The 25,830-nt window shown below is 64.0% G+C and carries 25 protein-coding genes and 4 tRNA genes; 22 read left to right on the forward strand and 7 right to left on the reverse strand.

Translation table 11 applies throughout. The annotated features are described in order from the left end of the window. The first annotated feature begins 66 nt into the window (after window positions 1-66). The 10 genes from ACM62G_RS20240 to ACM62G_RS20285 all read left to right on the forward strand — a co-directional run bounded on the left by ACM62G_RS20240 (window position 67) and on the right by ACM62G_RS20285 (window position 7,213). Window positions 67-1,455, forward strand: a complete 1,389-nt coding sequence (locus ACM62G_RS20240; RefSeq protein ID WP_419735400.1) for a winged helix-turn-helix domain-containing protein — start codon at window positions 67-69, stop codon at window positions 1,453-1,455. Next, complete coding sequence (locus ACM62G_RS20245) at window positions 1,452-1,886, forward strand: transglycosylase SLT domain-containing protein (protein WP_419735401.1); 435 nt, start codon at window positions 1,452-1,454, stop codon at window positions 1,884-1,886. Before ACM62G_RS20240 ends, ACM62G_RS20245 begins: the two co-directional genes overlap by 4 nt. A 112-nt stretch (window positions 1,887-1,998) precedes the next feature. After that, complete coding sequence (locus ACM62G_RS20250) at window positions 1,999-3,153, forward strand: PrgH/EprH family type III secretion apparatus protein (protein WP_419735402.1); 1,155 nt, start codon at window positions 1,999-2,001, stop codon at window positions 3,151-3,153. A 3-nt stretch (window positions 3,154-3,156) separates the two neighbouring features. Next, on the forward strand, window positions 3,157-3,414 hold the full coding sequence (gene sctF, locus ACM62G_RS20255) for a type III secretion system needle filament subunit SctF (RefSeq protein WP_273826068.1): 258 nt from the start codon (window positions 3,157-3,159) through the stop codon (window positions 3,412-3,414). 53 nt (window positions 3,415-3,467) lie between these two features. Continuing rightward, complete coding sequence (gene sctI / locus ACM62G_RS20260) at window positions 3,468-3,776, forward strand: type III secretion system inner rod subunit SctI (RefSeq protein ID WP_419735403.1); 309 nt, start codon at window positions 3,468-3,470, stop codon at window positions 3,774-3,776. Then, window positions 3,773-4,483, forward strand: coding sequence for an EscJ/YscJ/HrcJ family type III secretion inner membrane ring protein (locus tag ACM62G_RS20265; RefSeq protein ID WP_054059463.1), 711 nt, complete (start codon window positions 3,773-3,775; stop codon window positions 4,481-4,483). Before sctI ends, ACM62G_RS20265 begins: the two co-directional genes overlap by 4 nt. Next, complete coding sequence (locus ACM62G_RS20270) at window positions 4,480-5,034, forward strand: protein OrgA (protein WP_419735404.1); 555 nt, start codon at window positions 4,480-4,482, stop codon at window positions 5,032-5,034. The genes ACM62G_RS20265 and ACM62G_RS20270 overlap by 4 nt, the downstream gene beginning before the upstream one ends. Next, on the forward strand, window positions 5,015-5,722 hold the full coding sequence (locus ACM62G_RS20275) for an invasion protein OrgB (RefSeq protein WP_419735405.1): 708 nt from the start codon (window positions 5,015-5,017) through the stop codon (window positions 5,720-5,722). Before ACM62G_RS20270 ends, ACM62G_RS20275 begins: the two co-directional genes overlap by 20 nt. Next, window positions 5,712-6,119: a hypothetical protein gene (locus ACM62G_RS20280; protein WP_419735406.1), complete on the forward strand. Its 408-nt coding sequence runs from the start codon at window positions 5,712-5,714 to the stop codon at window positions 6,117-6,119. Before ACM62G_RS20275 ends, ACM62G_RS20280 begins: the two co-directional genes overlap by 11 nt. A 71-nt stretch (window positions 6,120-6,190) precedes the next feature. Beyond that, window positions 6,191-7,213 carry a quinone-dependent dihydroorotate dehydrogenase gene (locus tag ACM62G_RS20285; RefSeq protein WP_054059466.1) on the forward strand — a complete coding sequence of 341 codons (1,023 nt, stop codon included), beginning with the start codon at window positions 6,191-6,193 and terminating at the stop codon, window positions 7,211-7,213. A gap of 134 nt (window positions 7,214-7,347) precedes the next feature. Here ACM62G_RS20285 and rmf read toward each other — a convergent pair whose 3' ends face one another. Continuing rightward, on the reverse strand, window positions 7,348-7,563 hold the full coding sequence (gene rmf, locus ACM62G_RS20290; RefSeq protein WP_010448881.1) for a ribosome modulation factor: 216 nt from the start codon (window positions 7,561-7,563) through the stop codon (window positions 7,348-7,350). 619 nt (window positions 7,564-8,182) lie between these two features. Between rmf and rlmKL the strand changes: the two genes are divergently transcribed. Together rlmKL and ACM62G_RS20300 are read left to right on the forward strand one after the other, a co-directional pair. Further along, window positions 8,183-10,399 carry a bifunctional 23S rRNA (guanine(2069)-N(7))-methyltransferase RlmK/23S rRNA (guanine(2445)-N(2))-methyltransferase RlmL gene (gene rlmKL, locus ACM62G_RS20295; RefSeq protein ID WP_419735407.1) on the forward strand — a complete coding sequence of 739 codons (2,217 nt, stop codon included), beginning with the start codon at window positions 8,183-8,185 and terminating at the stop codon, window positions 10,397-10,399. 123 nt (window positions 10,400-10,522) lie between these two features. Next, window positions 10,523-12,472 (forward strand): diguanylate cyclase, encoded by a 1,950-nt coding sequence (locus ACM62G_RS20300; RefSeq protein ID WP_419735408.1) that lies wholly within the window; start codon window positions 10,523-10,525, stop codon window positions 12,470-12,472. Window positions 12,473-12,509: 37 nt separating this feature from the next. Here the strand turns inward: ACM62G_RS20300 and dacB are convergent, their stop codons facing one another. After that, window positions 12,510-13,967, reverse strand: coding sequence for a D-alanyl-D-alanine carboxypeptidase/D-alanyl-D-alanine-endopeptidase (gene dacB, locus ACM62G_RS20305; RefSeq protein WP_054061413.1), 1,458 nt, complete (start codon window positions 13,965-13,967; stop codon window positions 12,510-12,512). 233 nt (window positions 13,968-14,200) lie between these two features. On the opposite strand from dacB, the gene ACM62G_RS20310 reads away from it, so the two are divergent. After that, entirely contained in the window at window positions 14,201-14,545 is a 345-nt protein-coding gene (locus ACM62G_RS20310; RefSeq protein ID WP_017901935.1) for a YggL family protein, read from the forward strand. 244 nt (window positions 14,546-14,789) lie between these two features. Here ACM62G_RS20310 and ACM62G_RS20315 read toward each other — a convergent pair whose 3' ends face one another. Next, window positions 14,790-15,554: a hypothetical protein gene (locus ACM62G_RS20315; RefSeq protein WP_081006129.1), complete on the reverse strand. Its 765-nt coding sequence runs from the start codon at window positions 15,552-15,554 to the stop codon at window positions 14,790-14,792. 347 nt (window positions 15,555-15,901) lie between these two features. On the opposite strand from ACM62G_RS20315, the gene ACM62G_RS20320 reads away from it, so the two are divergent. The 6 genes from ACM62G_RS20320 to ACM62G_RS20345 all read left to right on the forward strand — a co-directional run bounded on the left by ACM62G_RS20320 (window position 15,902) and on the right by ACM62G_RS20345 (window position 17,305). Further along, window positions 15,902-15,977 (forward strand) — tRNA-Glu (locus tag ACM62G_RS20320). Between the two features lie 2 nt (window positions 15,978-15,979). After that, a tRNA-Gly gene (locus tag ACM62G_RS20325) sits at window positions 15,980-16,055 on the forward strand. Between the two features lie 104 nt (window positions 16,056-16,159). After that, window positions 16,160-16,235, forward strand: a tRNA-Glu gene (locus tag ACM62G_RS20330). Between the two features lie 3 nt (window positions 16,236-16,238). Beyond that, window positions 16,239-16,314: transfer RNA gene (locus tag ACM62G_RS20335), tRNA-Gly, on the forward strand. Window positions 16,315-16,751: 437 nt separating this feature from the next. Next, complete coding sequence (locus ACM62G_RS20340) at window positions 16,752-17,024, forward strand: CopG family ribbon-helix-helix protein (protein ID WP_054061411.1); 273 nt, start codon at window positions 16,752-16,754, stop codon at window positions 17,022-17,024. A 26-nt stretch (window positions 17,025-17,050) separates the two neighbouring features. Beyond that, window positions 17,051-17,305 (forward strand): type II toxin-antitoxin system RelE/ParE family toxin, encoded by a 255-nt coding sequence (locus ACM62G_RS20345; RefSeq protein WP_419737542.1) that lies wholly within the window; start codon window positions 17,051-17,053, stop codon window positions 17,303-17,305. A 128-nt stretch (window positions 17,306-17,433) separates the two neighbouring features. Here ACM62G_RS20345 and ACM62G_RS20350 read toward each other — a convergent pair whose 3' ends face one another. Both ACM62G_RS20350 and ACM62G_RS20355 read right to left on the reverse strand, forming a co-directional pair. Then, the gene (locus ACM62G_RS20350) at window positions 17,434-19,170 is read right to left on the reverse strand and encodes a dipeptidase (protein WP_419735409.1); all 1,737 of its coding nucleotides are present in this window, start codon (window positions 19,168-19,170) and stop codon (window positions 17,434-17,436) included. Window positions 19,171-19,344: 174 nt separating this feature from the next. Next, on the reverse strand, window positions 19,345-19,986 hold the full coding sequence (locus ACM62G_RS20355) for a LysE family translocator (RefSeq protein WP_419735410.1): 642 nt from the start codon (window positions 19,984-19,986) through the stop codon (window positions 19,345-19,347). Between the two features lie 118 nt (window positions 19,987-20,104). On the opposite strand from ACM62G_RS20355, the gene ACM62G_RS20360 reads away from it, so the two are divergent. Beyond that, entirely contained in the window at window positions 20,105-21,055 is a 951-nt protein-coding gene (locus tag ACM62G_RS20360) for a LysR family transcriptional regulator (protein ID WP_054063015.1), read from the forward strand. Window positions 21,056-21,204: 149 nt separating this feature from the next. On the opposite strand, the gene ACM62G_RS20365 is transcribed toward ACM62G_RS20360, so the two are convergent. Both ACM62G_RS20365 and ACM62G_RS20370 read right to left on the reverse strand, forming a co-directional pair. Next, window positions 21,205-21,612, reverse strand: coding sequence for a PA2817 family protein (locus ACM62G_RS20365; protein ID WP_017905788.1), 408 nt, complete (start codon window positions 21,610-21,612; stop codon window positions 21,205-21,207). 109 nt (window positions 21,613-21,721) lie between these two features. After that, window positions 21,722-24,169, reverse strand: coding sequence for an acyl-CoA dehydrogenase (locus ACM62G_RS20370; protein WP_419735411.1), 2,448 nt, complete (start codon window positions 24,167-24,169; stop codon window positions 21,722-21,724). 227 nt (window positions 24,170-24,396) lie between these two features. Between ACM62G_RS20370 and ACM62G_RS20375 the strand changes: the two genes are divergently transcribed. Beyond that, entirely contained in the window at window positions 24,397-25,056 is a 660-nt protein-coding gene (locus ACM62G_RS20375) for a transglutaminase-like domain-containing protein (RefSeq protein ID WP_419735412.1), read from the forward strand. Window positions 25,057-25,099: 43 nt separating this feature from the next. Further along, window positions 25,100-25,723: a glutathione S-transferase family protein gene (locus ACM62G_RS20380; protein WP_054061438.1), complete on the forward strand. Its 624-nt coding sequence runs from the start codon at window positions 25,100-25,102 to the stop codon at window positions 25,721-25,723. The last annotated feature ends 107 nt before the right edge of the window (window positions 25,724-25,830 follow it).

Below are 25,830 nucleotides of genomic sequence, written 5' to 3' on the forward strand. Positions count from 1 at the left end.
GGGCCTGGGCTCCCCGGGTCCCGTTTCCGAATGTCAGTCCATCTGCATAGAGGTTTCTAGCTCGATATGGGCCTTGCCACTGATAACTTCCTGAAACAATCCTTCGCGTTCGGCGAGTGGCTGCTGCAAGGTGATGGCGTGCTGCTGCGCAATGGAAAGGGCGTGCATCTGCCGCCCAAGGAACTGCATGTCCTGCGTCTGCTGCTCGGCCGTGCCGGCCGGCTGGTGACCAAGGACCATCTGCTGGATTGCGTGTGGGCCGGCAGCGATGCCGCCGAGGAGTCGTTGACGCGCTGTATCTATGCCCTGCGCAAACTGCTCGGGCCGGGGCGCGGCTATATCACCACCGTGTATGGCAAGGGCTACCGTTTCAACGCGGCGGTGGCGACGCTGGCGCCTGCGCCGGGTGATTATCCGGCGGGGCCGTCGCTGGCGGTATTGCCGTTTCGCCAGGCGGATGAACTGGCGGCGTCGAATCTGCAGGAGGCGACCATTCGCCAGTTGAAGACGGCATTCGACGCAACCCTCAGAATCCTGCCGGCGGCGTTGACCCTGCCGGGGCCGGGGGCGGTCGATACCCGGCAATTGATGGAGCAGTTGGCGCCCGACTACTACCTGAGTGGGCGCTTTGAGGTCCGCGGCGAGCAGTGGGAAGCGTCGGTGGAATTGATCCGGGGCCACGGTCACTGTCTCGTGCATGGTCCCGTAGCCATCCAGGGCAGCAGGGACGAACTGCTCAGGTCGATGGTCTCGCTGGTGGCTCAGCACCTGCCCGAGGTGCGCCCGGCCGTCGACGGGTGTTCCTCCTACCCCCTGGCCCTGGCCTTTCTCAAGGGCGTGTACGGTTTGCAGCGGCACACCCCGCAAAGCGTGCGCGAGGCCCTGCTGTATTTTCGCCAGTGCCTGCAGATGGATGCGACTTACGTTCCGCCCTGGTGGGGAGTGGCCGACGCGTACCTGGCGCTGTCGCTGCTGGGGCTGGTCGACCAGCAGACGGCGCTGGGCAACGCCCGCGAGGCGCTGGCCCGGGCGCTGCAACTGGAGCCGGGCAATCGGGAAGCGCTGGCACGTCTGGCCCTGGTCACCAGCCTGCAAGGCTGCGACGAGGCCGCCCAGGCGTTGTTCCAGCGCTGTCTGCCGGGCTGCGAGCGGGCCGATATCCACTACCTGCACGGCTGGCATCACTGGTCTGGCGGCCGTGATGAACGGGCGCTGGAGTGCCTGGACGCGGCGTTGCGGCAGGACCCCACCTCGATGCCCGCCCAACTGATGCGCATCCGCATCGCCTTTGCCCGCGATCCCCGGCTGGCTCTGGCCATGACCCGCGAAGTGCTGGAGGAACAGGCCGATGAACATCCGGTGCTGCGTGACCAGTACGCTGCCATCCTGGCCCATTGTGCGCAGTTGGCGCCGTCGGCGGATGCGGTGGCAGGGCAGCCGCCACACCGGGCATGAGGCCCAGGCGCATTGCCTGGTGGCTGCTGGCGTGGGCGGGCTCGGCACCGGCGTTCTGCTGGGAGAGTGCCGGGCGCGGCCATGGTATCGAGCCGGAACTGTTGTACGCCATCGCCCATGTGGAGAGCGGCCTGCGCCCGCAGGCGATGAACCACAACCCGGATGGCAGCCGCGATATCGGCCTGATGCAGATCAACAGCCTGCACCTGCCGCGGTTGTCCGAGCAGGGGATTACCGAGCAGCGTCTGCTTGAGGAGCCTTGCCTGAGCGCGTGGGTCGGGGCCTCGATCCTGGCACGTTTGATCGATCGCCATGGCTACGGCTGGGACGCCGTGGGTGCCTACAACGCCGGCAGCGCCGAGGATCGCCAGGCCGCCCGCGAGCGCTATGCGCGCAAGGTCTGGCGTTTCTATCGGGTATTGGTGCCGTGAGTGGCGCGCGATTCTGATTGGAATATTCCGACAACGACGGTGGGGCGATCAGGATCGGCCGGAAAGGGCTGGCTAACATCCACCGACGCTTTCCCTATCGAAGAGGGTAGTGATGTCGGATAACCCCTTTTTACCCTGCGTGCTGCGAGTGGGCAGTGGCCTGTTGCAAGGGTGCGAGTTCAGGCTCTGCAACAGCCGCACGCTGTTCATCGTCGGTGCTGCCGAACTGCTCGGCGACAATGACCTGGTCGCCGCCGTGCCCGATGAAGCGATCTTCGTTCCTCTCGAACGACGGGGTTGCAACTTCGAGGTACTGCTCGACCCGCAGGGGGCGAGCCTGCGCATTCTCGGCGACGAGGTCGAATTGCGCGAGGTGGCGTTCCAGCGCTGCGAGCGGATCGGCGAGCTGGTCGTCGCCCTGCGGCCCGAGAGCGAGCCCTGGATGCCGGCGCTGTTCGATGGCGCGCTGCCGAGCGGGCCGCCGGGCATTGCCCGTGACGGGCGGCCGTGGCTCAGGAAGGTGGTGGCCACGGTCTTGCTGTTCATCCTGCTGGCGGTCTGTGCGGCCGTCTCGTCGGTACCGATGGAGCGTCCCCGGGCGGATATCGCCGCGCTGGTCGTCGGCACCCGCGAGGCGACCCAGGTTCTGCAGGGGCGCGATGAGCGGGTCTATGTGTTCGTGACCTCGGTGCACGATGCGGGTTGGAGTCGCCAGGTACTGATGCGGCAGCGCATCTCCAGCACGGTGCTGGATGTACTGGAGGAAGGCCGGCGCCTGGAGTCGTTGCTGGCCGAACGGGTGCCGGCCTTGAAGGTGTTGCGGGTCGACCTGTCGCAGCCGGCCAGCGTACGGGTACTGCATGGTGTCGACGTCCAGCCCGATGCCGAACTCCGGCAGCAGGTCTCGCGGCTGCTGCTGGGCGAGGCCGCGTACCTGCGGCAGGTGGACTTCGAGGGGCTGGATCAGGGCCTGCCCGCCATTCTGGCGGCCCGTGGCCTGGAGCAACTGGGGCTGTCGTTCGAGCGGGTCGGCCAGGGCGAGGGCATGCTGTTCAAGGTTTCCGGTGATCTGCGCGATGCCGAGCGCGAGCAGGCCCGGCGCTTCGTCGATGAGTTCTACCGGCGCTGGGGCAGCCGCAGCGTGCGCTTCGATATCGAGCTTCGTGACGATCCGTTCAAGGGCCGCTCGTTTCAGGCAGGGCCCGGGGGCTACATCAAGGCCGGCCATTCGTCCTGGCATTTTCCAACGACGCAACCAGTGAGGTGATGAATGAGGACCCCAACTCCGATCGACTTTCCCGACGATTTCCTGGGCAGGCAGGCGCAAGCTTTCGAGAGTGGCGCCAAGGAGCTCAAGGACATCCTCGACCAGACCCTGGAGAAACTCAAGGATGACCCGTCGAACCCCGGCCTGCTGGCCGCCTACCAGACGGCCTTTTCCTCCTACACCGTGTTCCGCAATGTCCAGACCAACACCACCAAGGGTTTCAAGGATATCGACATGTCGACCATCCAGGCGGCGCGCTGATCTTCCGTTACCGAACCGGCCGGTGCCGAGCGCCGGCCTTTGCGAGGGATGCCATGTCCAATTCGATTCCGACCGTTGGCCTTGCCGAGCAGGTGGCGATGGTCGAGCTGCGCAGCCCTGGGGAAAGCTCGGCGGTCTCCCTGGAGGCCCGCCTGATCGAGGCGTTTGCCGGCGCCGCGGTGGGCTCGGCGGAGCGGGTCGAGAGTATCCGGCAGATACTGGCCAGCCCCGATGTCACCCACCCGGAAAGGTTGGCACAACTGCAGGAGCAGCTCGCGCAGCACACCGTCGATATCAACCTGCTGAGCGTCCTGGTGCGCAAGGCCGTGGGCACGGCAGAAACCCTGCTGCGTGCGTCATGAAACCCTGGGTATGGCTGCTGCTGTGCCTGGGCCTGGCGGGTTGTCGCCAGCCGGCGCTGCTCGAAGGCCTTGATCAGCAACAGGCCAATGAAGTGCTGGCGGTGCTGCAGCGCAACAACATCGGCGTGGTCAAGCACGACAACGGCAAGGCCGGCTACAGCGTCAGCGTGGCCCAGGTCGACTTCCCGGCCGCGGTGGACCTGCTCAACCTCTACTCGTTGCCCTCCAGGCCGCGGCTGGAGGTGGCCGAGCTGTTTCCGGCCGACTCCCTGGTCGCCTCGCCCAGGGCGGAAAAGGCCCGGCTCTACTCCGCCCTGGAACAGCGCCTGGAGCAGTCCCTGAGCCTGCTCGAAGGCGTGGTCTCGGCCCGGGTGCACGTCAGCTATGACCTGGATGCCGGCGACGGCGGGCGCAAGGCCGCGCCGGTGCATCTTTCGGCGTTGGCGGTGCATGAGCGTGACGTCGAGCCGGGCCTGTTGATCAGCGATATCAAGCGCCTGTTGAAGAACAGCTTCGCCGCGCTGGAATACGAACACATTTCCGTGGTACTCAGTCGGCGCGAGCCTATCCAGCATGTGGCGCCGGCAGCCGTCGAGCCGCCCGGCGGCGGCTGGTGGATTGCCGGTGTGCTCCTGGTCACCTTTCTCGGATTGCTCGCCACCGCCGGCTGGTTCCATCACATGCGCACCCGGCAGGTACGGCCATGAGCGAACTGGACCCATGCCTGCGGCGGATTCTCTGGCAGCCGCTGGACTATCTTGCCGCCGGACGTCTGCACCTGCCCGAGGCTTTCACGGGCGAGCCGGCACGGCAGGCACTCAACCGAATGCTGCTGGAGGGGCTGCAACTGCCCATGTCGTTGCCCGCGCCTGGCTCGTTCAGTCGCGTGTGGATTCGGCAATGGCGGCATTTGCCGCAGATCGCCCGCTTGATGGGCGCGCAGCGCCTGTGGCCGGAGCTGGCGCGGGGCGCGCGGATGGGCTTGTTGTCCGCGCAGGAGCGTGACTTCGCCCAGCGCGCGATCGGCCCCCGACGGGCATGGGCGCTGAGTGTCGACCATCCGCTGCTGGAGCAGGTGGAGGCTGTGGGGCTGGCCGAGCTGTTGGCGTTCAGCGGGGAGCTGCCCGCAGCGCTGAGCGAGCGAGTGCGGCTGCTGTTCCCCGAAACGGTGGTTGCCTGGCAGGCCCGCTTGCCGGTCGTACGGCCCGATCCCACACTGTTTTTCCTGGCGGTGCAACATGTTCGACACCATTCGTAGCCTCGAGGCGTTGCCTGCGGGCGAGCGCGTACATATCACCCGCCAGGAGCTGGCAACCGCCCGTCGCTGCCGGGTATTGGAGCTCGAGGCCCGCCGCCGTGCCCGTGATCTGCTCGATGAGGCCCAGGCGCAAGTCGAGGCTATCCAGGCCTCGGCCTTTGCCGAAGGGTACGGCGAGGGCGTGATGCAGGCGGCGGTCGACCTGGCCCGCGGGTTGTGCGAGTCGCGGCGTCTGGCCGACCAGTTGCATGGGCAGATGGCCGAGACGCTCCGACAGTTGCTGAAGTCCCTGCTGGACGATCAGCGCTGGTTCGACCAGATGCTCGAACAGTGGCTGGCGGAGCAGGCCGATACCACGCGGATGACCTTGCAGGTGCTGTTGCCCTTGCGCTGTCGAGGGCGAGTTGCGGTCTTGCGTGAGCAACTGGAGCGCCTGGGCGTGGTTTCGGTCAAGTTCGAGTTCTCCGATCAGGAACGGTATGTGGTCCGCCTGGGCGAGCAACTGTTCGAGTTCGAGCTTGAAGCAGCTCGTGAGCAACTGGCACCGCGGGTGCTGAGCCGCCTGGCGGGCCTGCCCGACAGTGTGCGCGAACTGGATGAGCAGGCGCGGCAGGCCCTGGCGCGATTGGTCGCGACATTCACCGGGACCGATCTGCCGCCACCGGTGGGGGCCGACGATGCGGATTGAAGGCAACCCGTCCATCTCTGCTGCCGCCGCCGACCCGGTGTCACCCGTGGAGCAACGGCTGGCCGCCGCCCAGCCGCCCGGGCCGGGCTTCGAGGACTTCTACCGACAGGTGCTGGAACTGGCGGGAGCGGGTGGGCCGGCGATCGTGCGGTTCATCAGCGGCTACCGTAGCAGTGACGAAGGCCGGCCGGACTACCACACCCTCAATGAACAGGTGAAAGTGGTCGGGCAGGTCCTGGCGCGCTTCAAGGAGGAGGGTTTGGCGGGCTCGGCACAGGAACGCGAGATGCGCGAGGTGATGACCCGGCTGTTTGGCGCCAGCCTGTTCATCAGTCGCTATATGCAGGAGGTGTTCCAGCCACCCGCTGACGATAGTTGGGAAAACGCGGACTGGTGACCTCGCTTGTCAGGGGGCGGCCCGGCTATAATCACCGGTTCAATTCGCCGCCATCCGAGTCATGTCCGCCCATGTATAACCTGGCCCGCCAGCTGCTGTTCAAACTTTCCCCGGAAACTTCCCACGACTTGTCCCTGGACCTGATCGGTGCGGGCGGTCGCCTGGGACTCAACGGCCTGTTGTGCAAGGCACCGGCCTCGAGCCCGGTGACCGTCATGGGGCTGAACTTCCCCAACCCGGTAGGTCTGGCCGCCGGCCTGGACAAGAACGGTGCGGCCATCGACGGTTTCTCCCAGCTCGGTTTCGGCTTCGTCGAGATCGGCACGGTGACCCCACGGCCACAGCCGGGCAACCCCAAGCCACGGATCTTCCGCCTGCCCGAGGCCGAGGCGATCATCAACCGCATGGGCTTCAACAACCTGGGCGTGGACAACCTGCTGGCCCGGGTGCGTGCCTCGCGCTACAGCGGCATCCTCGGGATCAACATCGGCAAGAACTTCGATACGCCGGTGGAGCGGGCGGTCGACGACTACCTGATCTGCCTGGACAAGGTCTACGCCCATGCCAGCTACGTCACGGTCAACGTCAGCTCGCCGAACACCCCGGGCCTGCGCAGCCTGCAGTTCGGTGATTCGCTCAAGCAGTTGCTCGAAGCCCTGCACCAGCGCCAGCAGGCACTGGCCACGCAGCATGGCAAGCATGTGCCCCTGGCGATCAAGATCGCCCCGGACATGACCGATGAGGAAACCGTACTGGTGGCCCAGGCGCTGCTGGAGTCGGGCATGGATGCGGTGATCGCCACCAACACCACCCTGAGCCGGGTCGGTGTCGAGGGCCTGGTTCACGGTGACGAGGCCGGCGGCCTGTCCGGTGCGCCGGTGCGCGAGAAGAGCACGCATACGGTCAAGGTGCTCGCGGCGGAGCTGGCGGGCCGCCTGCCGATCATCGCCGCAGGCGGCATCACCGAGGGCGAGCACGCGGCTGAGAAGATCGCCGCCGGTGCGAGCCTGGTGCAGTTGTATTCGGGCTTCATCTACAAGGGCCCGGCGTTGATCCGCGAGTCGGTGGACGCTATCGCGGCCTATCGTCGCTGAAGGCGCTGGGAAGGTGAATCGCGGGCATTAAAAAGGGCTCCACCTGGAGCCCCCTGGGCCGAAGCCCGCCGCCCGGATGGGGCGCGCTTGGTTGAATCGTCATGCTCGGATTGTGGTGTCGGAATGCGCCCTGATCAGCCGACAGCGTGAAGTTCGTTGAGTCTGTGGATGCCCGCGGTGCCGGTCATACCGTCCCAGTTGTCGCCACGTCCTTCGCGCCAGCCATTGATCCAGGCTTGGCGCACCGACGGTAGAGTAAAGGGGCAAAGCTCACGGGATTTGCCGTTAACGCCGTACTGATATCCGCGTAAAAACGCTCTTTCCAACGGATCACGCTTGAGTCTTCTCATAGGGTGTTGCCCTCACTGGTTGACTGTTATATGTCCCGTCGACCTCCGTCGAGGTCGCGCAGATTGCATTGCTCTGCATCTGCTTGGTGCCCGCTGCCGGCGTGGCGGGCTCCGCTCCGCACGAAACGACCCGCACGCGTTGGTCGGCGAGTTTCGGCTGGGGCGGGTTGTTGACGCCATTACGACGTCAACCTGTGTTGATTTCTAACCAATGCGCAGGGGCGTGTGAATGATCGTTTTGTCATAAGGACGTAACGATATGAGTGTTAGGGCGATAAGATCGGCTGGCCATTTGCTCGGCTGACGGCAGAAAATCCAGCTATGATCAGCCCTTGCATGAACAGCGAGTTTGATTCGCCCCTGCGAATACCGACCCGTTGTGCTCAGGTATTATTCGACGAAGGGTCACGATGTGACTTTTTGTTGCGGAAAGATTGAACTGCTCCGGCGTCCAATTCCTTTTATCCCGTGCTTTTTCAAGTCGCCGGGAAATGGAATCAGCCGGGGTGGAACGGCGTAATGATGCGCCACACGGGCACTCTTCGAGAAAAGTGCCCGATCGAAACCGAGCGGGCGATGCGTCGCCCGTTCATTGACTGCTCAAGGCCCTGGAATTCCCATGTCGGATCGTTACGAACTCTTCCTCACCTGCCCCAAAGGTCTCGAAGGCCTGCTCCTTGAGGAAGCCGTCGGGCTTGGCCTTGAGGAGGCGCGCGAGCACACCTCGGCCATTCGTGGCCAGGCCACCATGGAGACGGCCTACCGGCTGTGCCTCTGGTCACGGCTGGCCAACCGCGTGCTGCTGGTGCTCAAGCGGTTCCCGATGAAAAACGCCGAGGACCTCTACCAGGGCGTACTGGATGTCGACTGGCAGGACCACATGCTGGCCGATGGCAGCCTGGCGGTGGAGTTCAGCGGTCACGGTTCGGGTATCGACAACAGCCACTTCGGTGCCCTCAAGGTCAAGGACGCGATCGTCGACAAGTTGCGCACGCCGGCCGGCGCGCGCCCGACCATCGACAAGGTCAGCCCGGACCTGCGCATCCACCTGCGCCTCGACCGTGGCGAGGCGATTCTCTCCCTCGACCTGTCCGGGCACAGCCTGCACCAGCGCGGCTACCGCCTGCAGCAGGGCGCCGCGCCGCTCAAGGAAAACCTCGCGGCCGCGGTGCTGATCCGGGCCGGCTGGCCGCGGATCGCCGCCGAAGGGGGCGCCCTGGCCGACCCGATGTGTGGCGTGGGCACCTTCCTGGTGGAAGCGGCGATGATCGCCGCCGATATTGCGCCGAATCTCAATCGTGCCCACTGGGGCTTCGATGCCTGGCTGGGGCATGTGCCGGCGGTGTGGAAAAAGGTCCATGCCGAGGCCGCCGCCCGTGCCGAAGCGGGCCTGGCCAGGCCACCGCTGTGGATTCGCGGTTATGAAGCCGACCCGCGGCTGATCCAGCCGGGGCGCAACAACGTCGAGCGGGCCGGCCTGAGCGACTGGGTCAAGATCTACCAGGGCGAGGTCGGGACCTTCGAACCGCGCCCGGACCAGAACCAGAAGGGCCTGGTGATCTGCAACCCGCCTTACGGCGAGCGCCTGGGCGATGAGGCAAGCCTGCTCTATCTCTACCAGAACCTCGGCGAGCGCCTGCGCCAGGCCTGCCTGAACTGGGAGGCGGCGGTATTCACCGGCGCGCCGGACCTGGGCAAGCGCATGGGCATCCGCAGCCACAAGCAGTATGCGTTCTGGAACGGTGCGTTGCCGTGCAAGCTGCTGTTGATCAAGGTGCGTCCCGACCAGTTCGTCACCGGCGAACGCCGTACCGCCGAGCAGCGCCAGGTCGAGCGTGACCTGGCCGACGCCGGCGCCGAGGCCAAGGCGGCCGCACCCGCCAGCGAACCGGCGCGCCTGAGCGAAGGCGGACAGATGTTCGCCAACCGCCTGCAGAAGAATCTCAAGCAACTGGGCAAGTGGGCCAAGCGCGAGGGGGTGGATTGCTATCGGGTCTATGACGCCGACATGCCGGAATACTCCCTGGCGATCGACCTGTATCACGACTGGGTGCATGTCCAGGAATATGCCGCGCCCAAGTCGGTCGACCCGGAAAAGGCCCAGGCTCGCCTGTTCGATGCCCTGGCGGCGATTCCCCAGGCGCTGAACGTCGACAAGAGCCGGGTGATCATCAAGCGTCGCGAGCGTCAGAGCGGCACCCGTCAGTACGAGCGCCAGGGCGCCCAGGGCAAGTTCCTCGAGGTCAGCGAAGGTGGTGTGAAGTTGCTGGTCAACCTGACCGACTACCTCGACACCGGGCTGTTCCTCGACCACCGGCCGATGCGCCTGCGGATCCAGAAGGAGGCGGCCGGCAAACGCTTCCTCAACCTGTTCTGCTATACCGCGACCGCCAGCGTGCACGCGGCCAAGGGGGGCGCGCGTACCACCACCAGCGTCGACCTGTCGAAGACCTACCTGGACTGGGCACGACGCAACCTGTCGCTGAACGGCTTCTCCGACAAGAACCGCCTGGAGCAGGGTGATGTGATGGCCTGGCTCGAAGGCAACCGCGACGAGTTCGACCTGATCTTCATCGACCCGCCGACCTTCTCCAACTCCAAGCGGATGGAAGGCGTGTTCGATGTCCAGCGCGACCATGTGCAACTGCTCGAGCTGGCCATGGCTCGCCTGGCGCCGGGTGGCGTGCTGTATTTCTCCAACAACTTCCGCAAGTTCCAGTTGGAGGAGAACATCAGCGCGCGCTATGCCGTCGAGGAAATCAGCAGCCAGACCGTCGCCCCGGACTTCGCCCGCAACAGCAGGATCCACCGCGCCTGGAAGATCACCGCCCGCTGATCCGTCAGCAGCCCCGGAGTCCGGTTTTTCCGGGCTCCGGGGCTGGCTAATCTACTGGCTAATAGCTATAACTCAGTCGAAGCCAAAGTGATGTAAACACGCCGGCGTGATGAGTTGTCGCCTATGTCGTCGCATGCCGTACGCCCCAAGATTCTTGGCTTTATCAGCGAGGATGCCTCCGCGTGGCTGGTCGCCGTGCTGGTCCTGCTCGGCGGTGGGCTGCTGACGCTGCTGCTGGCCGTTGGGACCCGCGGTCTTTATGAGCGCCAGTTGCAACAGCGTTTCGAGCTGTTGGCCAGCGAGCGTTTTAGCCGTATCGAGGAGCGCTTCGACGATCAGGTGCAGCGGCTCGACAGCCTGCGGCGCTTTTTCGTCAATTCCGATGTGGTCTCGCGCCGCGAGTTCGCCGGTTATGCCCGGCCGCTGCTGCTGCGCACCCAGGCCTATGCCTGGGCGCCACGGGTCGGAGGCAGTGCACGCAAACTGTTCGAGCGGCGGGTCCGGGCCGAGGGGTTCGGCGATTTTTCCATCCGGGAGCTCGATGCCCAGGGGCGCCTGCGTCCGGCGAGCGTACGGGACGAGTACGTGCCGGTGCTCTACAGCGAGACCCAAAGCTCCCTCGGCTCGCCGCTGGGTCATGACCTGTTGGCGCAACCCCAGCGCCGGGAGACCCTGGAGCGTGCCCGCCAATCTGGCCTCATGGCGATTTCGCCGCCGTTGAACCTGGTAGGCGTCGAGCCGGATTACGCCCGTGGGGCATTGCTGGTGGCTCCGGTGGTCATGTCGGCCACCGTCGGGCAGCCGCAACCGGGGCCCCTTGGCTACGTACTGGCGGTGATCAGCATGCGCCAGCTGTTGGCCGACGGCTTGCCGGAGCAGAGCCACGACAACCTGTCGGTGCGCATCCTCGACCTGTCGACCGCCGCCGAGCACGAGCTGTTGTACCAGTCGCTCAATCCGCCGGCGGAGAGTGCACTGGTGGCCGTACGCCTGTTGCGGCTGGCCGATCGCGATTACCAGGTGACCCTCAACCCCAGCGAAGCCTTCATGCAGTCCAATCATTCGTCGGTGGTCAGCCTGGGGGTACTGGGTGGGCTCCTGAGCGTGCTGCTCAGTGCCTTGCTGTACAACCTGGTCAGCCAGCGCCAGCGCGCCCTGCGCCTGGTGGAGCAGCGCACCGCGCAATTGCGCGGCCGTGACCTGTTGCTGGAAAAGCTCAGTGCCAACGTGCCCGGCAGCATCTATCAGTACCAGCTCAATCTCGACGGCAGTGCGCATTTCGTCTATGTCAGCGCCGGCACCGGGGATATGTTCGAGGTCGATACCCAACGCCTGCAGGAGGATGCCGAGCCGGCGTTCGAGCGGGTACACCCGGATGACCTGGACCCGCTGCGGGCTTCGATCCAGGTTTCGGCGGGGCAGCTCAGCCCCTGGCGCGAGGAATTCCGCGTGCTGCTGCCCACCCGTGGGCTGCGCTGGTTGCGTGGCGAGGCCACGCCCGAACGCCTGCCCGACGGCGCCGTGCTCTGGCACGGCTACCTCTCGGATATCTCCGATCTCAAGCGGGTCGAGGAGGAGCTGCGGGCGCTGTCGGTCACCGATTCTCTGACCGGCATCTACAACCGGCGCTACTTCCAGGAACGGTTACGGGTCGAGCTGGCGCGGGTGCAACGTGGGTCTGACCACTTGGCGGTAATCATGCTCGATATCGATCATTTCAAGCGCATCAACGATCAGTACGGTCATGCCGAAGGCGATCGGGTGCTCAAGGAGCTGTGCCAGCGGATCAATCATCGCCTGCGACGCACCGATGTGTTCTGTCGCCTGGGGGGCGAGGAATTCATGGTGTTGTGTCCCAATACCGACGCCGAACAGGCCGAGACCCTGGCCCTGGAGTTGTGGCTGGGGCTGCGGGCCACGCCCTTCGAGCGGGTCGGCCAGGTGACGGCGAGTTTCGGCATCGCCAGCTGGCGGGCGGGGGAAGGGGCCGACGCCCTGTTGCTGCGGGCGGACTCTGGGGTCTACCTGGCCAAGCAGAATGGCCGCGACCGGGTGATGGTGGAGCAGGACTGAGGGACCGGTCGGCGCACCACCGTTTCGACGAGAGGCGTCAGTCGTCGGACCGGGCCGGCCGTGGCTGGCGATACAGGTCCAGCAGAACCTGGTCGAGTATCGAGGAAGCGCCCCAGGGTTTCGGATCGTTGAGAATCGCCACCACCGCCCAGGTCGTGCCATTGCTGTCGCGGCTGAAGCCGGCAATCGCCCGCACGGTGTTCAGGGTGCCGGTCTTGATATGCGCCTCGCCCGACATCGCCGTGTGTTTCAGGCGCTTGCGCATGGTGCCGTCCATGCCGGTGATCGGCAGCGAACTGATGAACTCCGCGGCATAGGGGCTCTTCCAGGCCGCCTGCAGCATGCTGGCCATTTCCCGTGCACTGACGCGCTCGGAGCGCGACAGACCGGAGCCGTTTTCCATCACCAGGTGCGGGGCGGTGATGCCCTTTTGCGCCAGCCACTGGCGGATGACCCGCTGGGCGGCCTTGGCGTCGTCGCCGTCGGCATCGTTGCGGAATTTCGCGCCCAGGCTGAGGAACAACTGCTGGGCCATGGTGTTGTTACTGTATTTGTTGATGTCGCGGATGATCTCCGTCAGGTCCGGCGAGAAGGCGCGGGCCAGGACCTTGGCGTCCTTGGGCACCACGTCCTGGCGGTCCTTGCCCTGGATGCTGCCGCCCAGTTCCTTCCAGATGGCGCGTACGGCACCGGCGGTGTAGGTCGGGTGGTCGAGCAGCGACAGGTAGGTCTGCGAGCTGCAGCCCTCGGCCAATTGGCCGCTGACGGTGACAGTGGTCGAACCGTCGGCCTGGGTTACCGGGTTGTAGCGCACATCGCCGCTGCACTGCTTGGCGTTGATCACCTTGACCTGGTTATCGATGTGGATGCTGGCGATCGGCGGCTCGACCGAGACCAGCACCTTGCCCGAGTCGTTGCGGGCCACGAAGCGCAGCGCCTTGAGGTTGACCAGCAGGGCATCGGGCTTGACCAGGAACGGCCGGTTCTCGTCGTTGCCGTCGTCGTCGAACTCCGGCAGTTGTTGCGGTGGGACGAAGAAACTGCGGTCGAGCACCAGGTCGCCGGTCACTTGGGTCACGCCGTTGGCCCGCAGGTCGCGCATCAGCAGCCAGAGCTTTTCCATGTTCAGCTTGGGGTCGCCGCCGCCCTTGAGGTACAGGTTGCCGTTGAGGATGCCGTCGCTCAGGGTGCCGTCGGTGTAGAACTCGGTTTTCCACTGGTGATTGGGGCCAAGCATTTCCAGGGCGGAATAGGTGGTGATCAGCTTCATGGTCGAGGCCGGGTTCACCGACACGTCGGCGTTGAACACCGTCGGGGTGCCGGGGCCGTCGAGCGGCAGCGTGACCAGCGACAGGGCATTGTCCTGCAGCTTGTTGGCCTTGATCGCCTGCTGGACTTTGGGGGACAGGGTGGTGTTGACGGGAGCGGCGTAAGCGGGGAGTGCCAGGGGCAGGAGAAAACTGGCGAGTAGCCATGGGCGTAAAGATTTGGTCATGTGCAATAAAGCCCTGCAGCCGAGGGGAAAAATATGAGGGCGTGGATAAAAAAGCCCTCTACGGTCATGAAAGTGACGGCATTATGCATCAGGCTGGTGCTCGTGGGGGGGCCGCCGGCCATGGCGTTCGCGCGAATTTTTCCTGCCGTTCGGTCGGTGTTGTGCACGGAGCCGGGCAATTGCGCCCTTAAACTGCTAAAGTGCCGCCCGTTATTACTTTTGAGGATTGTTTCATGGCGACCAACCGTTCCCGGCGTCTGCGCAAAAAACTGTGCGTGGATGAGTTTCAAGAGCTGGGTTTCGAGCTGAACCTGGATTTCAAAGAAGACCTGAGTGAACAGGCTATCGATGCGTTCCTCGACGCTTTCCTGAAGGAAGCCATGGAAGCCAACGGTCTGGGCTATGTCGGTGGCGATGACTTCGGTCTGGTCTGCCTGATCAAGCGTGGCTCGGTTTCCGAAGAGCAGCGCGCTGCCGTTGAAGCCTGGCTCAAGGGCCGCAGCGAACTGACCTCGGTCGAAGTCAGCCCGCTGCTGGACGTCTGGTACCCGGAAAAGCCGCTGAATCCGGTAGCCTGATGCCGTTCGGGCATTGGCTCCAGGCATAAAAAAACGGACACGCTGGCGTGTCCGTTTTTTTATGCCTGTCGAAACATGAACCTGGTTCGATCTCTTGGGGGGGCTCCAAGGTCATGAGTCTGGCTTGAAAGCCCATTCGCGGACAGCTTCCGCTCCAAGGCTTGTTGGCACCACAACCATCCCCTGCAGGAGCCGGGCTTGCCCGCGAACCGCCAACGGCGGCCATTCTCCCCGCCAACCCGCCTCAGTCGTAGATCGCCTTCTTCTTCCAGTCCGCCTCGACTTCCTTGAGCCCCTGGGTCAACTCGTTCACATCGTCCTCGGCCGGCTGGGACGTCTCCAGCACCAGCGCATTGGCCCGGGCCAGCAGTTTTTCCATCAGTTGCAGCTGTTCGGCATACATCGCCGGTTCCTGCTGCTTGCGCAGGTACTGCGCGCCCCGCTCGAAGGCCAGGCGTGCCTGCCCTGGTTGTTCCTGTTGCAAGGCCTGCTGCCCGAGGTTGTTGAAGAACTCGATGTGCAGCAGCACCAGGATATGGCGAACCTCGCGAATCCATTGCTTGGCCTCGTTGGCGGGCAGGAAGCCTTCCTGTGCGGCGCGGGTGATCTGGCTGTGCATGGCTTCGAGCAGGAAGCGTACGTCCTTGGCCTTGGCTTCGGTCTGGATCGGCGCGGTTGGATTGTTGATCGGGATCGATTCGCCCTGGGCAACCAGGCCGTTGAGTTCGGCGATGCGGGTCTTGAGGCGCTCGTTGCCCTTTTCCATGTTCAGCAGGCGCTGGGTGACGTTGAGTTCCAGGCGCGTCAGCAGCAGCTTGAGCCCGGGACTCATGAACTGGCCGGGGAAGGTTTCGGTGAGTTCGCCGCAACGACGCAGGCGATCGCCGAGTTCGACCTTGAGACGAGCCTTTTCCAGCTTGCTGTTCTCGGCCATATGGTTGAGGAAGCCGATGCCGATCAGGAGAAAGATCCCGGCTGCGACCAGCAGGGTGATCATGAGTGGTGTCACCGTTAAGACCTCTTCAAGGTGTAGTGCAGAATCAGTGTAGTGGCTTGGCGTTATCGCTGATAGCGTCGAATGACGTGCTGCACGGCGCCAGAGTGCTTCTCCAGAGATATGTGCACATTGCCACTATTTAGGCTGGCGGACTATAGCGTCTTGTCGAGCGCCAGAATACAGGCGTCAAACCCAGGACGCGAGAACGCTTCCAAAAGGGCTGCAAAGCGGGGCGAAGTCATTGATTTAAATAAATTTATCTTTGGGGGTTGACGACCCTGCGAACCATCCATAGAATGCGCGCCACTTGCAGCGTAAAGCACACAGCGAAACGCGGCAGGGAGTGAATGTTGTAGCGTGTCCCCTTCGTCTAGTGGCCTAGGACACCGCCCTTTCACGGCGGTAACAGGGGTTCGAGTCCCCTAGGGGACGCCAATGCGGGAATAGCTCAGTTGGTAGAGCACGACCTTGCCAAGGTCGGGGTCGCGAGTTCGAGTCTCGTTTCCCGCTCCAATTTTAAACGGTCTTGCCTTCGGGCAGGGTCGAGTGAAACCAGGGTCAGGTCTTCGGATGTGATTCTGTGCACCGTAACACACACCATGTGTTCCGGGTAGCGTGTCCCCTTCGTCTAGTGGCCTAGGACACCGCCCTTTCACGGCGGTAACAGGGGTTCGAGTCCCCTAGGGGACGCCATTTGCGGGAATAGCTCAGTTGGTAGAGCACGACCTTGCCAAGGTCGGGGTCGCGAGTTCGAGTCTCGTTTCCCGCTCCAAATTAAATGAAAACGCCGCTCAGCAATGAGCGGCGTTTTTGTTCGTGCGCGTTATTCAGGTCTTCGGCGACGAGTGTCTCGCCTGATGGTGGTCCGAACGGATCGCGATGCCGTCGTCTCCTCGTGTGTCAGTCCCTCCCTTGCCGTTGCGAGCAACTGCTCCTGCAGGCGAAACAGGAAGCCTGTTTCGAACGCGTGTCGGTTGTCACCGGCGGCGCAGTCCTGCCGTGCCTGGGAGAATTGCTCCCAAATCTAGTAGTCGGACCCTGCCTACACAATAGATGTATGTGTCTTGTTAATTCGTAGGCCTTTTCTTTTTGCCAGGTTCGGGAGTGGCTCGTACCCGTTCATCAGGCTGCTGTTGGATGAATGGACGGGGTACAGTGTGCTTGTTACCTTATTCAAAGGTGATACCTATGAATATATGAGAAGACGACATGGCGACCTCGATCAAGATCGATGAGGACTTGAAGCTCCGCATCCAGCAACTGGCGGGAGCCCGACAACGCTCGGCGCACTGGATCATGCGTGAAGCTATCTCTCAGTATGTGGAGCGAGAGGAGGCACGGGAAAGTTTCAAGCAGGAAGCGTTGGCCTCATGGAGGGCCTACCAGGAAACGGGACAGCATTTGACCGGGACCGAGACCCGCGACTGGCTTAAAACCTGGGGGACCGAGGAAGAATCGGAGCTTCCCAAGTGCCACGATTGATTGTGGCGGCGGTTGCCTCTGAAGGATTGGAGCATTGCCGTTGTTTTCTGCTGGATAAGGATCGTCAGGTCTCACGCAGGGCGGCTCAAGTCATTGAGCAGCAATTGATGCGTCTGGAGACGGATCCACTCATAGGTAGACCCTTCGTTGAATTACCTGAGTTGCGCGAGCTGGTCATTGCTTTTGGTGATGGCGGCTATGTTGCACTCTACCGCTTTGTTCCTGCGGAAGAAGCGGTGTATGTCCTGGCCTTCCGGCATCAGCGGGAAGCGGGTTACTGACAGGCACTGGTTGGCTGACATGAGTCGTGTTCACCGACCAGGTCTAGAGTCGCCGGGTCGGTGCTGCAAGGTTGTGTTCCGGACTGCATGAAGAAAGGACCCGCTGTAGCCGCGGGCCCTGAATGCCATCAGAGCTTTGGCAACTGTCCGATGCGTCCCATCATCTCGGTGACGATCTGCAGGTCCAGTTGGAACTGCTCCACCGTCTTGAACTCGTTGTCGGTGTGCCCGGTGTACTTGACCTCCGGCCGGGCCAGGCCGAACTGCACACCATTGGGCAGTTCATGGACCGAAGTCGCACCGGCGGAGGTGCCGAACGTGTGCGGCATGCCGAGGTTCTCGCTGGCGACCGCAAGCAGCGCCTTGACCCACTCACCCTCGGGGTTGCGGTACATCGGTTCGGCGATCTTGTAGTCGAAGGTCACTGCCACATGGGTCTTGCTGCTCCAGGCCTCGAGCTTTTCGGCGATTTCGGACTTGAGCACCTGCGGGCTCCTGCCCTTCGGTACCCGCAGGTTGACCGCCAGCTTGAGAACCTTTTCATCCAGCCCGACATAGGTCAGCGAGGTGGTCAGCGGGCCCATGAAGTCATCGGCAAAACCGACGCCCAGCTTGTTGCCCAGGTAGTCCAGCCCCCAGTTGTCGGCGGCGTAGCGGGCGGCATCGGTGATGTGGTTGTGCTTGAGCGCGACCTTGCCGTCCAGGCTGTGGATGAAGTCCAGCATCCGCGCCACCGGGTTGACGCCCGATTCGGGTTCGGAGGAGTGGGCGGAAACGCCGGTGACGGTCAGCGTGACATCCTTGCCGGCAACCTTGGCAGTCACCTCGAAGTTGTCGCCATGCTGCCTGACGTAATCGGCGCCGGCCTTCTGCAGGCTGGCAGCCAGTTCGGCGGGCCGGTCGGTGACCAGGGTGGCGACCGATGCCGAAGGGATCTGGTTGGTCGCCAGGCCACCGGTCAGCGCGGTGATCTCGGCGCCCTGGCCTTCTGCCGTACGCCGGGCAAAGCGGGCCATAACTGTGCCGTAGCCTTTTTCGGCGATCACCACCGGGTAGCCGCCATCCAGCGCCAGGTTGTAGTCGGGCGTCGGGTTGCGTTCGAAGTAGTAGGGGATGGCGTCACCGCTGGTTTCCTCGGTGGTATCGATCAGCAGCTTGAAGTTTCTTGCCAGCGGCAGCTTCTCTTCCTTGATGATCTTCATCGCGTAGAGCGCCACCACGATACCGTTCTTGTCATCCTCGGTGCCGCGGCCATACATGCGGTCGCCGATCAGGGTGACCTTGAAGGGATCAAGGCGGGTGCCGTCCTTCAGGACCCAATTCTCCGGGGTCACCGGCACTACGTCGGCATGGGCGTGAATACCTACGACTTCCTTGCCGCTGCCGTCGAGGGAGATTTCGTAGACGCGGTTGTCGATGTTGCGAAAGTTCAGGTTGAAGGACTGTGCCAGGCTCTTGATCCTGTCGGCGATCCGGATGAACTCCGGGTTGTCGTGCTGCTCCACGCCGTCGACGCGAAAGGTCGGGATCTCGACCAGTTCGCGCAGGGTTTCGGTGGCGGCCTTGCCATACTTCACCCGTGCATACAGGCCGAGCAGGCGGTGGATCTCGTTCTGCTGTTCGGGGGGCAGGCTCTTGTTGCCCAGGAACGCGCTGATGGCCGGGCCCAGGTTGGCGCTCTTCGCCAGCTCGCTCTTGCCCAGGCTGCCGAGGAACTGCCGGAAATCCGTGACCGAAGTGTCGCTGAAGGACTTGAGAATAGCCTCGTTCTGTTTTGCGCTGAGGTTGGCCGAGGCGGGGATGGCGAGCGCCGAGAGACCGGCCAGCAGCGTGGCGCAGGCCAGTCGTTTGAGTGCGAAGTTCATTGCAGGAGGCATTCCTTTGCAAGCGGATTGTGGGAAATATCTGATCGATCAGACAAAAACCTGTTCAAGCTAACACCTTGAGCGCGTGATAAGGGAGCCCTTGTCCGTCGATTTTTCGCACAACTGTCGTGCAAATCTGCTTGCAGCACGCCTTCCATGTCGGCGCGGTCGGGCTTACAGGGACAGTACCAGCCGCCCGGCAAAGAGGATCAGCACGACGCCCATGCTGCGCTCGAACCAGTGACCCATTCTCAGGAAGGCCTGGCGTACCCGCTCGCTGGAAAACAGCAGGCTGACCAGGATGAACCACAGCGCGTTGACGGCGCACATCCAGAGCCCATAGAGCGCCTGGATCTGCAGCGGTGTCGAGGTGCTGACCACCGTGGTGAAGATCGCCAGGAAGAACAGCGTCGCCTTGGGGTTGGTGGCGTTGGTCAGGAAACCGGTTGAAAAGGCCTTGAACAGGCCCTGGCGCGGCGCTCCATCCGCCGCCTGTGCGGCGATGTCCGCCCGTGCCGCCTGCGGTTTGCTCCTGAGCAGGTTGAGGCCCAGGTAGAGGATGTAGCTGGCCCCGATGACCTTGGCGACATGCAGCAGCCAGGGTGCGCTGTTCATCAATGCGCCGACGCCCAGCAGCGTGTACAGCACATGCACCGAGATGCCGGCGCCAATGCCGATGGCCGTCAGCAGTCCGACCAGCCGACCGAAGCGTACGCTCTGGCGGATGGTCACGGCGAAGTCCGGGCCGGGGGCGACCACGGCGAGAAAATGGATGGTCGCCAGGGCGATGAATTCAGGGAGGTACTGGGAGTGCATGACGGTTTCCACGGGGCAGTCGTTGAGGGGCGGGGCGCTGATCAGCCTTGTCGGTGGCCAGTATAAAAATGGCCTGGACATGTGATAATCCACTCAAATCTCAATGGACCTGTGCGTCATGAGCATGAATCCACCCCTGGCACTGCTGGGCGAAATGGCGATTTTCGTCAAGGTGGTCGAAACCGGCAGTTTCTCCGAGGCGGCCCGTCAGCTCGGCTCGTCACCTTCGGCCGTCAGCCGCTCGATCGCCCGCCTGGAAAAGGCCCTGGCAACCCGACTGCTGCAGCGCACCACGCGCAAGCTGCGCCTCAGTGAAAGCGGCGAGGAGACTTTCAAGCGATGCCGGGAGATGGTCAATGCGGCCCGCTCGGTCATGGAGATCAGCGGTCAGTACACCGACGAGGCGCAAGGCCTGGTGCGCGTCAGCGTGCCGAAGGCGGTGGGGCGCTTCGTGGTGCACCCGCACATGCCGGCGTTTCTGCGACGTTATCCACAGGTCGACGTGCAGATGATTCTTGAAGACCGTCCCGTCGACCTGATCGAGGACAATGTCGACCTGATCCTGCGCATCACCGATCACCCACCGGTGGGGCTGGTGGGGCGCCAGTTGATGCCCATCGAGCACCTGCTGTGCGCGACCCCGCACTACCTGGCCGAGCACGGGACGCCGCGGCATCCCCATGACCTGCTGGAGCACAGTTGCATCTATCTGGGGGATACGCCCAACGATTCGCGCTGGAAATTCAGGCGGGGTGGCAAGACGGTGACGGTTGGCGTGCGCGGGCGCTATGCGGCCAATCATACGGGGGTGCGGCTGGACGCGGTGCGGCAGCATATCGGCATTGGCAGCCTGCCGTATTTCACGGCCAAACATGCCCTGGAGCGGGGCGAGATCGTGCAGGTATTGCCGCAGTGGACTTTCCTCGCGTCCTACCATGGCGGGCTGTGGCTGCTGTATCCGCCGACGCCCTACCTGTCGCCGAAGTTGCGGGTGTTCATCGATTATCTGGTGGAGTGCCTGGCGCGGGAGCCGACCCTTAAATCCGCCCAGGCCTCGGTATCACCTTGACCCGGGAGGCGCAACGGGCCTTGCAGGAGCCGGGCTTGCCCGCGAAGCTTTTAGTGTCCTCAAGGACCTCTTCGCGGGCAAGCCCGGCTCCTACAGGGCGGCGTCAAGCCACGGGGCGCAATTGACCCTCGGAGAGGGGAGGCGGGAAATCAGTGCTTGCTGTCCTGATCCGACAGCGCCAGCAACTGCTTTTCCTGGTTCCAGTCGAACGGCTCGTCGTTCTGTTCGGCTTCGTAGCGGCGCTCTTCCAGGGCCTGGTACAGGTCCAGTTCCTCGTCGGGCATGTAGTGCAGGCAATCGCCGCCGAAGAACCACAGCAGGTCGCGCGGGACCAGATGGGCGATCTGCGGGTAGCGCTGGATCACCTGGCACAGCAGGTCCTGGCCCAGGTACTGGCTTTCGATCGGATCGACCGGCAGTTGCGCGCGCAGTTCATCGAAGCGCTCCAGGAACAACGCGTGGCTTTCCTCGGGCACCTGTTCGGCTTCGCCGACGGCGACCAGGATGCTGCGCAGGTGGTCGAGCAGGACCAGATGATCGGCAAGTACGTTGGACATGGCAGGGGCCTCAAGAATAAAACAGGCGCGGGAGTATAAAGCTCCGCACGCCTGTTGTCCCGTCGAGCGCGGTGGGGCGACAAACGGGGCGTCGCCGGTCGCCCCGGCGTCAGCGCACCTTGCCCGCGCTCGGGCTCAGTTCCTCCTTGCTGAAGTCGTCCACGTCGATCACCCTGCGCCGTGCCGCTTCGGCCTCGCGCAGGCTCTGCGCCTCGCGCGGCTGCAGCACGCCGGCCTCCAGGCCGGCATCGATCGCCGATTCCCCGGGGGCCGGCGCGAGCTGGCCGCTCCTGAGTGCCGTGTGCAGTTTCTTCTGCGCTTCATGGCTGGCGGCCAACAGGTCGTGGGCTTGCTGCAGGGCACCCACCGGATCGTCCGCCGCTTGCGGGCGATAGCAGCCGGCGAGGATCGCTTCCAGGGCCGGATCGCCCTTGGCTCGGCCCAGCACCGCGGCGACTTCGGCATCGAGGGCGTCCGACGGCCCGGTATGCCGACGGCCGAACGGGAACACGATGACCCGCAACAGGCAACCGAGCAGCCGGCTGGGGAAGTTGCGCAGCAGTTCGTCCAGGGCCCGTTCGGCGTGGCCGAGGCTTTCTTCCAGGGCCCAGCTCAGCAGCGGGTCGAGCGCTTGCGGCGAGTCCAGGTCGTGATAACGCTTGAGCGCCGCCGAGCCGAGATACAGGTGGCTGAGCACATCGCCCAGGCGGGCTGACAACCGCTCGCGGCGTTTCAGCTCGCCACCGAGCAGCATCATGCTCAGGTCGGCCAGCAGGGCGAAGGCCGCCGCCTGGCGATTCAGGGCCCGGAAATATTTCTGGCTCAGGCGGTTGCCCGGTGCCGCTTCGAAGTGTCCGAGCCCGAGGTTCAGCAGCAGGCTGCTGCCGGCATTGCCCACGGCAAAGCCGATATGCCGCAGCAACAAGCCGTCGAACTCCTTCAGTGCCTGGTCGTGGTCCTCGCGGGCGGCCAGGGCCATTTCCTTGAGCACGAACGGATGGCAGCGAATCGCCCCCTGGCCGAAGATCATCAGGTTGCGCGAGAGGATATTCGCGCCTTCCACGGTGATGAAGATCGGCGCACCTTGCCAACTGCGGCCCAGGTAGTTGTTGGGGCCCATGATGATGCCCTTGCCGCCGTGGACATCCATCGCGTGGCCGATGCACTCGCGGCCGCGTTCGGTCAGGTGGTACTTGAGGATCGCCGACAGCACCGAGGGCTTCTCGCCCAGGTCCACGGCATTGGCGGTGAGCATCCGCGCACTGTCCATCAGCCAGGCATTGCCGCCGATTCGTGCCAGGGCCTCCTGGATGCCTTCGAAAGCGGCCAGCGGCACGTTGAACTGCTCGCGCACCTGCGCGTACTGGCCGGTGACCAGGCTGGTGAACTTGGCCGCGCCGGTGCCGACCGCCGGCAGCGAGATCGAGCGGCCCACCGACAGGCAGTTCATCAGCATCATCCAGCCCTTGCCGAGCATGTCCCGGCCCCCGATGAGGTAGTCCAGGGGGATGAACACGTCCTTGCCGGCGTTCGGGCCATTCATGAAGGCGGCGCCCAGCGGCAGGTGACGACGGCCGATCTCGACGCCGGGGGTATCGGTGGGGATCAGCGCGAGGCTGATCCCCAGGTCCTCCTGCTCACCGAGCAGATGGTCCGGGTCGTGAGCCTTGAACGCCAGGCCGAGCAGGGTGGCGACGGGGCCGAGGGTGATGTAGCGCTTTTCCCAGTTCAGGCGCAGGCCGAGGACCTCCTCACCGTTCCAGTCGCCCTTGCAGACCACGCCGGTATCCGGCATCGCCCCGGCATCGGAGCCCGCCAGTGGCCCGGTCAGGGCGAAGCAGGGGATGTCGTCGCCGCGGGCCAGGCGTGGCAGATAATGGTCGCGTTGCGCTTCGGTACCGTAATGCAGCAGCAGTTCCGCCGGCCCCAGGGAGTTGGGGACCATGACGGTGGAGGCCAGGTCGCCGCTGCGGGTCGCCAGCTTCATCGCCACCTGGGAGTGGGCGTAGGCAGAGAAGCCCTTGCCGCCGTACTCCTTGGGAATGATCAGGGCAAAGAAGCCGTGCTCCTTGATATGCGCCCAGGCTTGCGGCGGCAGATCCATGTCCTGGCCGATCTGCCAGTCGCTGACCATGGCGCAGAGTTCTTCGGTCGGGCCGTCGATGAAGGCCTGCTCTTCCTCGGTCAGTTGCGCCTTGGGATAGGCCAGCAGCTTGTTCCAGTCCGGGCGACCGCTGAACAGTTCGCCATCCCACCACACGGTGCCGGCATCGATGGCATCGCGTTCGGTCGCGGACATCGGCGGCAGGACCTTGCGGAACCAGGCGAACAGCGGAGCCGTGAACAACCGGCGGCGCAGGTCGGGCAGCAACAGGGGGGCGGCGACCGTCGCGAGGATCAACCAGAGCACCAGCATCAGGCCGCCGGGGGCATGACCGAGGGTTCCCATCGCCAGGAGATACAGCGCCACTGCGCCAAGGGCGGGCAGCGCGGCGATGCGCCGGTGTGCCAGGTAGGCGACGCCGAGCAGCAGAACCAGTATCCACAACAGCAGCATATTCAATCCTCCATGAGACAGGGCAAAAACACTTCAGAGCTTAGTCGGCATCCGGCAAGCCGGATGCCGGGGCTGTGTATCCAGATCGGTGGGAGCGGGCCGCCGGACGGATGCCGCCGCGCACTGCCCGCAAGAAAGGCACGGTGGGTCTGTGACTTGGCCGAATCGTCGTGCCCGGCGCGCAAGGCCCGGGGCTAGACTCGAGACTGGCCACGGGGACTGCGCTCATGCACGAGTATCTGAATCCAGGACGCTTCATCGATAGTGACCACCCGGCGGTGATGGAGTTCGCCGAGAGTCGTCGCGGCGCCAGCCGCGATCCGAGGGAACAGGCCATCAGTCTGTACTACGCTGTGCGTGATGAGGTTCGCTACAACATCTACGCCTTCAGCCGCAACCCGCAGACCTTGTGCGGCAGCCATGCCCTGGCGCTGGGGCAGAGCTACTGCGTGCCCAAGGCGACCCTGCTCGCCGCCTGCGCCCGGTACTGCGGGATACCGGCCCGGATCGGCCTGGCGGACGTACGCAATCACCTGTCGACGCCCCGGGTGCTGGAGTTGCTCAAGAGCGAAGTGTTCGCCATGCACGGCTATACCGAGCTCCATCTGGACGGACGCTGGGTCAAGGCCACGCCGGCTTTCGACAAGGGGTTGTGCGAAGCCTTCGGGGTGATACCGCTGGAATTCGACGGGCATAGCGACAGTGTGTTCCATCCCTACACCCATGACGGCCAGCGGCACATGGAATACCTGCGCGACCACGGGCAGTTCGCCGATGTGCCACAGGCATTGTTCTTCGGTCATCTGGCCGAGTGTTATCCCCACCTGTTCCTCGCCGACGCGCTGCCCTTGCGAGGTGACATGCGCGGCGATTTGAGTCGTGGCTGATCGGGCGTAGACTGCGTCGGCATTTATCCTGTGAGAGGCCGTCATGCTGAAGATCTGGGGTCGGAAGAATTCGTCGAATGTCAGGAAAGTACTGTGGATTGCCGAGGAGCTGGGACTTTCCTACGAGTCCATCGATGCCGGTGGTGCCTTTGGTGTCGTGAACACGCCGCAATACCGTGAGAAGAATCCCAATGGCCTGGTGCCGATGATCGAGGATGGCGACTTCGTCCTGTGGGAATCCAACGCCATCGTCCGCTACCTGGCGGCCAGGCACGCCGCCAACCCGGTCTGGTCACCGGCGGACTTGCAGGTGCGGGCCCGTGCCGAGCAGTGGATGGACTGGGCCACCTCGTCCTTCGTCGCGCCGTTTCGCGTGGTGTTCTGGGGCGTCATGCGCACGCCGGCCGAGCAGCAGGACTGGACCGCGATCAACGCCGGCTTGCAAGCCTGTGGCGAGCTTCTGGCCATGGCCGACCGGGCTCTGGCGCAGCAGCCCTACCTGTCCGGCCAGGAGATCGGCCTGGGCGACATTCCCCTGGGCAGCTTCATCTACGCCTGGTTCGAGATGCCCATCGAACGACCGGAGTTGCCCCATTTGAGTGCCTGGTACGAGCGCCTCAAGCAACGTCCGGCCTACCAGCGTGCGGTCATGACCGCTTTGACTTAATAGCTACTATTAACGCGGGTTGCTGTACTTGTGCGGCGTAGCCAAGCACCATAGTCCTGGCGCGCCGCTATTGTTCACGACCCGGCGTGCCCTTATATGGGGCTATG

It is taken from the genome of Pseudomonas sp. COR18, from assembly GCF_048568395.1.
GTDB classification, from domain to species: domain Bacteria; phylum Pseudomonadota; class Gammaproteobacteria; order Pseudomonadales; family Pseudomonadaceae; genus Aquipseudomonas; species Aquipseudomonas fuscovaginae_B.

Excerpts from the sequence above, each read along its gene's own strand:
- sctI (WP_419735403.1), top strand. The coding sequence starts at position 3,468 with ATGTCCAATTCGATTCCGACCGTTGGCCTTGCCGAGCAGGTGGCGATG.
- ACM62G_RS20270 (WP_419735404.1), top strand. The coding sequence starts at position 4,480 with ATGAGCGAACTGGACCCATGCCTGCGGCGGATTCTCTGGCAGCCGCTG.
- ACM62G_RS20375 (WP_419735412.1), top strand. The coding sequence starts at position 24,397 with ATGCACGAGTATCTGAATCCAGGACGCTTCATCGATAGTGACCACCCG.
- ACM62G_RS20340 (WP_054061411.1), top strand. The coding sequence starts at position 16,752 with ATGGCGACCTCGATCAAGATCGATGAGGACTTGAAGCTCCGCATCCAG.
- ACM62G_RS20355 (WP_419735410.1), bottom strand. The coding sequence starts at position 19,986 with ATGCACTCCCAGTACCTCCCTGAATTCATCGCCCTGGCGACCATCCAT.
- ACM62G_RS20250 (WP_419735402.1), top strand. The coding sequence starts at position 1,999 with ATGTCGGATAACCCCTTTTTACCCTGCGTGCTGCGAGTGGGCAGTGGC.
- ACM62G_RS20275 (WP_419735405.1), top strand. The coding sequence starts at position 5,015 with ATGTTCGACACCATTCGTAGCCTCGAGGCGTTGCCTGCGGGCGAGCGC.
- ACM62G_RS20350 (WP_419735409.1), bottom strand. The coding sequence starts at position 19,170 with ATGAACTTCGCACTCAAACGACTGGCCTGCGCCACGCTGCTGGCCGGT.
- ACM62G_RS20360 (WP_054063015.1), top strand. The coding sequence starts at position 20,105 with ATGAGCATGAATCCACCCCTGGCACTGCTGGGCGAAATGGCGATTTTC.
- ACM62G_RS20380 (WP_054061438.1), top strand. The coding sequence starts at position 25,100 with ATGCTGAAGATCTGGGGTCGGAAGAATTCGTCGAATGTCAGGAAAGTA.
- rlmKL (WP_419735407.1), top strand. The coding sequence starts at position 8,183 with ATGTCGGATCGTTACGAACTCTTCCTCACCTGCCCCAAAGGTCTCGAA.
- ACM62G_RS20285 (WP_054059466.1), top strand. The coding sequence starts at position 6,191 with ATGTATAACCTGGCCCGCCAGCTGCTGTTCAAACTTTCCCCGGAAACT.
- sctF (WP_273826068.1), top strand. The coding sequence starts at position 3,157 with ATGAGGACCCCAACTCCGATCGACTTTCCCGACGATTTCCTGGGCAGG.
- ACM62G_RS20300 (WP_419735408.1), top strand. The coding sequence starts at position 10,523 with ATGTCGTCGCATGCCGTACGCCCCAAGATTCTTGGCTTTATCAGCGAG.
- ACM62G_RS20280 (WP_419735406.1), top strand. The coding sequence starts at position 5,712 with ATGCGGATTGAAGGCAACCCGTCCATCTCTGCTGCCGCCGCCGACCCG.
- rmf (WP_010448881.1), bottom strand. The coding sequence starts at position 7,563 with ATGAGAAGACTCAAGCGTGATCCGTTGGAAAGAGCGTTTTTACGCGGA.
- ACM62G_RS20245 (WP_419735401.1), top strand. The coding sequence starts at position 1,452 with ATGAGGCCCAGGCGCATTGCCTGGTGGCTGCTGGCGTGGGCGGGCTCG.
- ACM62G_RS20265 (WP_054059463.1), top strand. The coding sequence starts at position 3,773 with ATGAAACCCTGGGTATGGCTGCTGCTGTGCCTGGGCCTGGCGGGTTGT.
- ACM62G_RS20240 (WP_419735400.1), top strand. The coding sequence starts at position 67 with ATGGGCCTTGCCACTGATAACTTCCTGAAACAATCCTTCGCGTTCGGC.
- dacB (WP_054061413.1), bottom strand. The coding sequence starts at position 13,967 with ATGACCAAATCTTTACGCCCATGGCTACTCGCCAGTTTTCTCCTGCCC.
- ACM62G_RS20365 (WP_017905788.1), bottom strand. The coding sequence starts at position 21,612 with ATGTCCAACGTACTTGCCGATCATCTGGTCCTGCTCGACCACCTGCGC.
- ACM62G_RS20310 (WP_017901935.1), top strand. The coding sequence starts at position 14,201 with ATGGCGACCAACCGTTCCCGGCGTCTGCGCAAAAAACTGTGCGTGGAT.
- ACM62G_RS20370 (WP_419735411.1), bottom strand. The coding sequence starts at position 24,169 with ATGCTGCTGTTGTGGATACTGGTTCTGCTGCTCGGCGTCGCCTACCTG.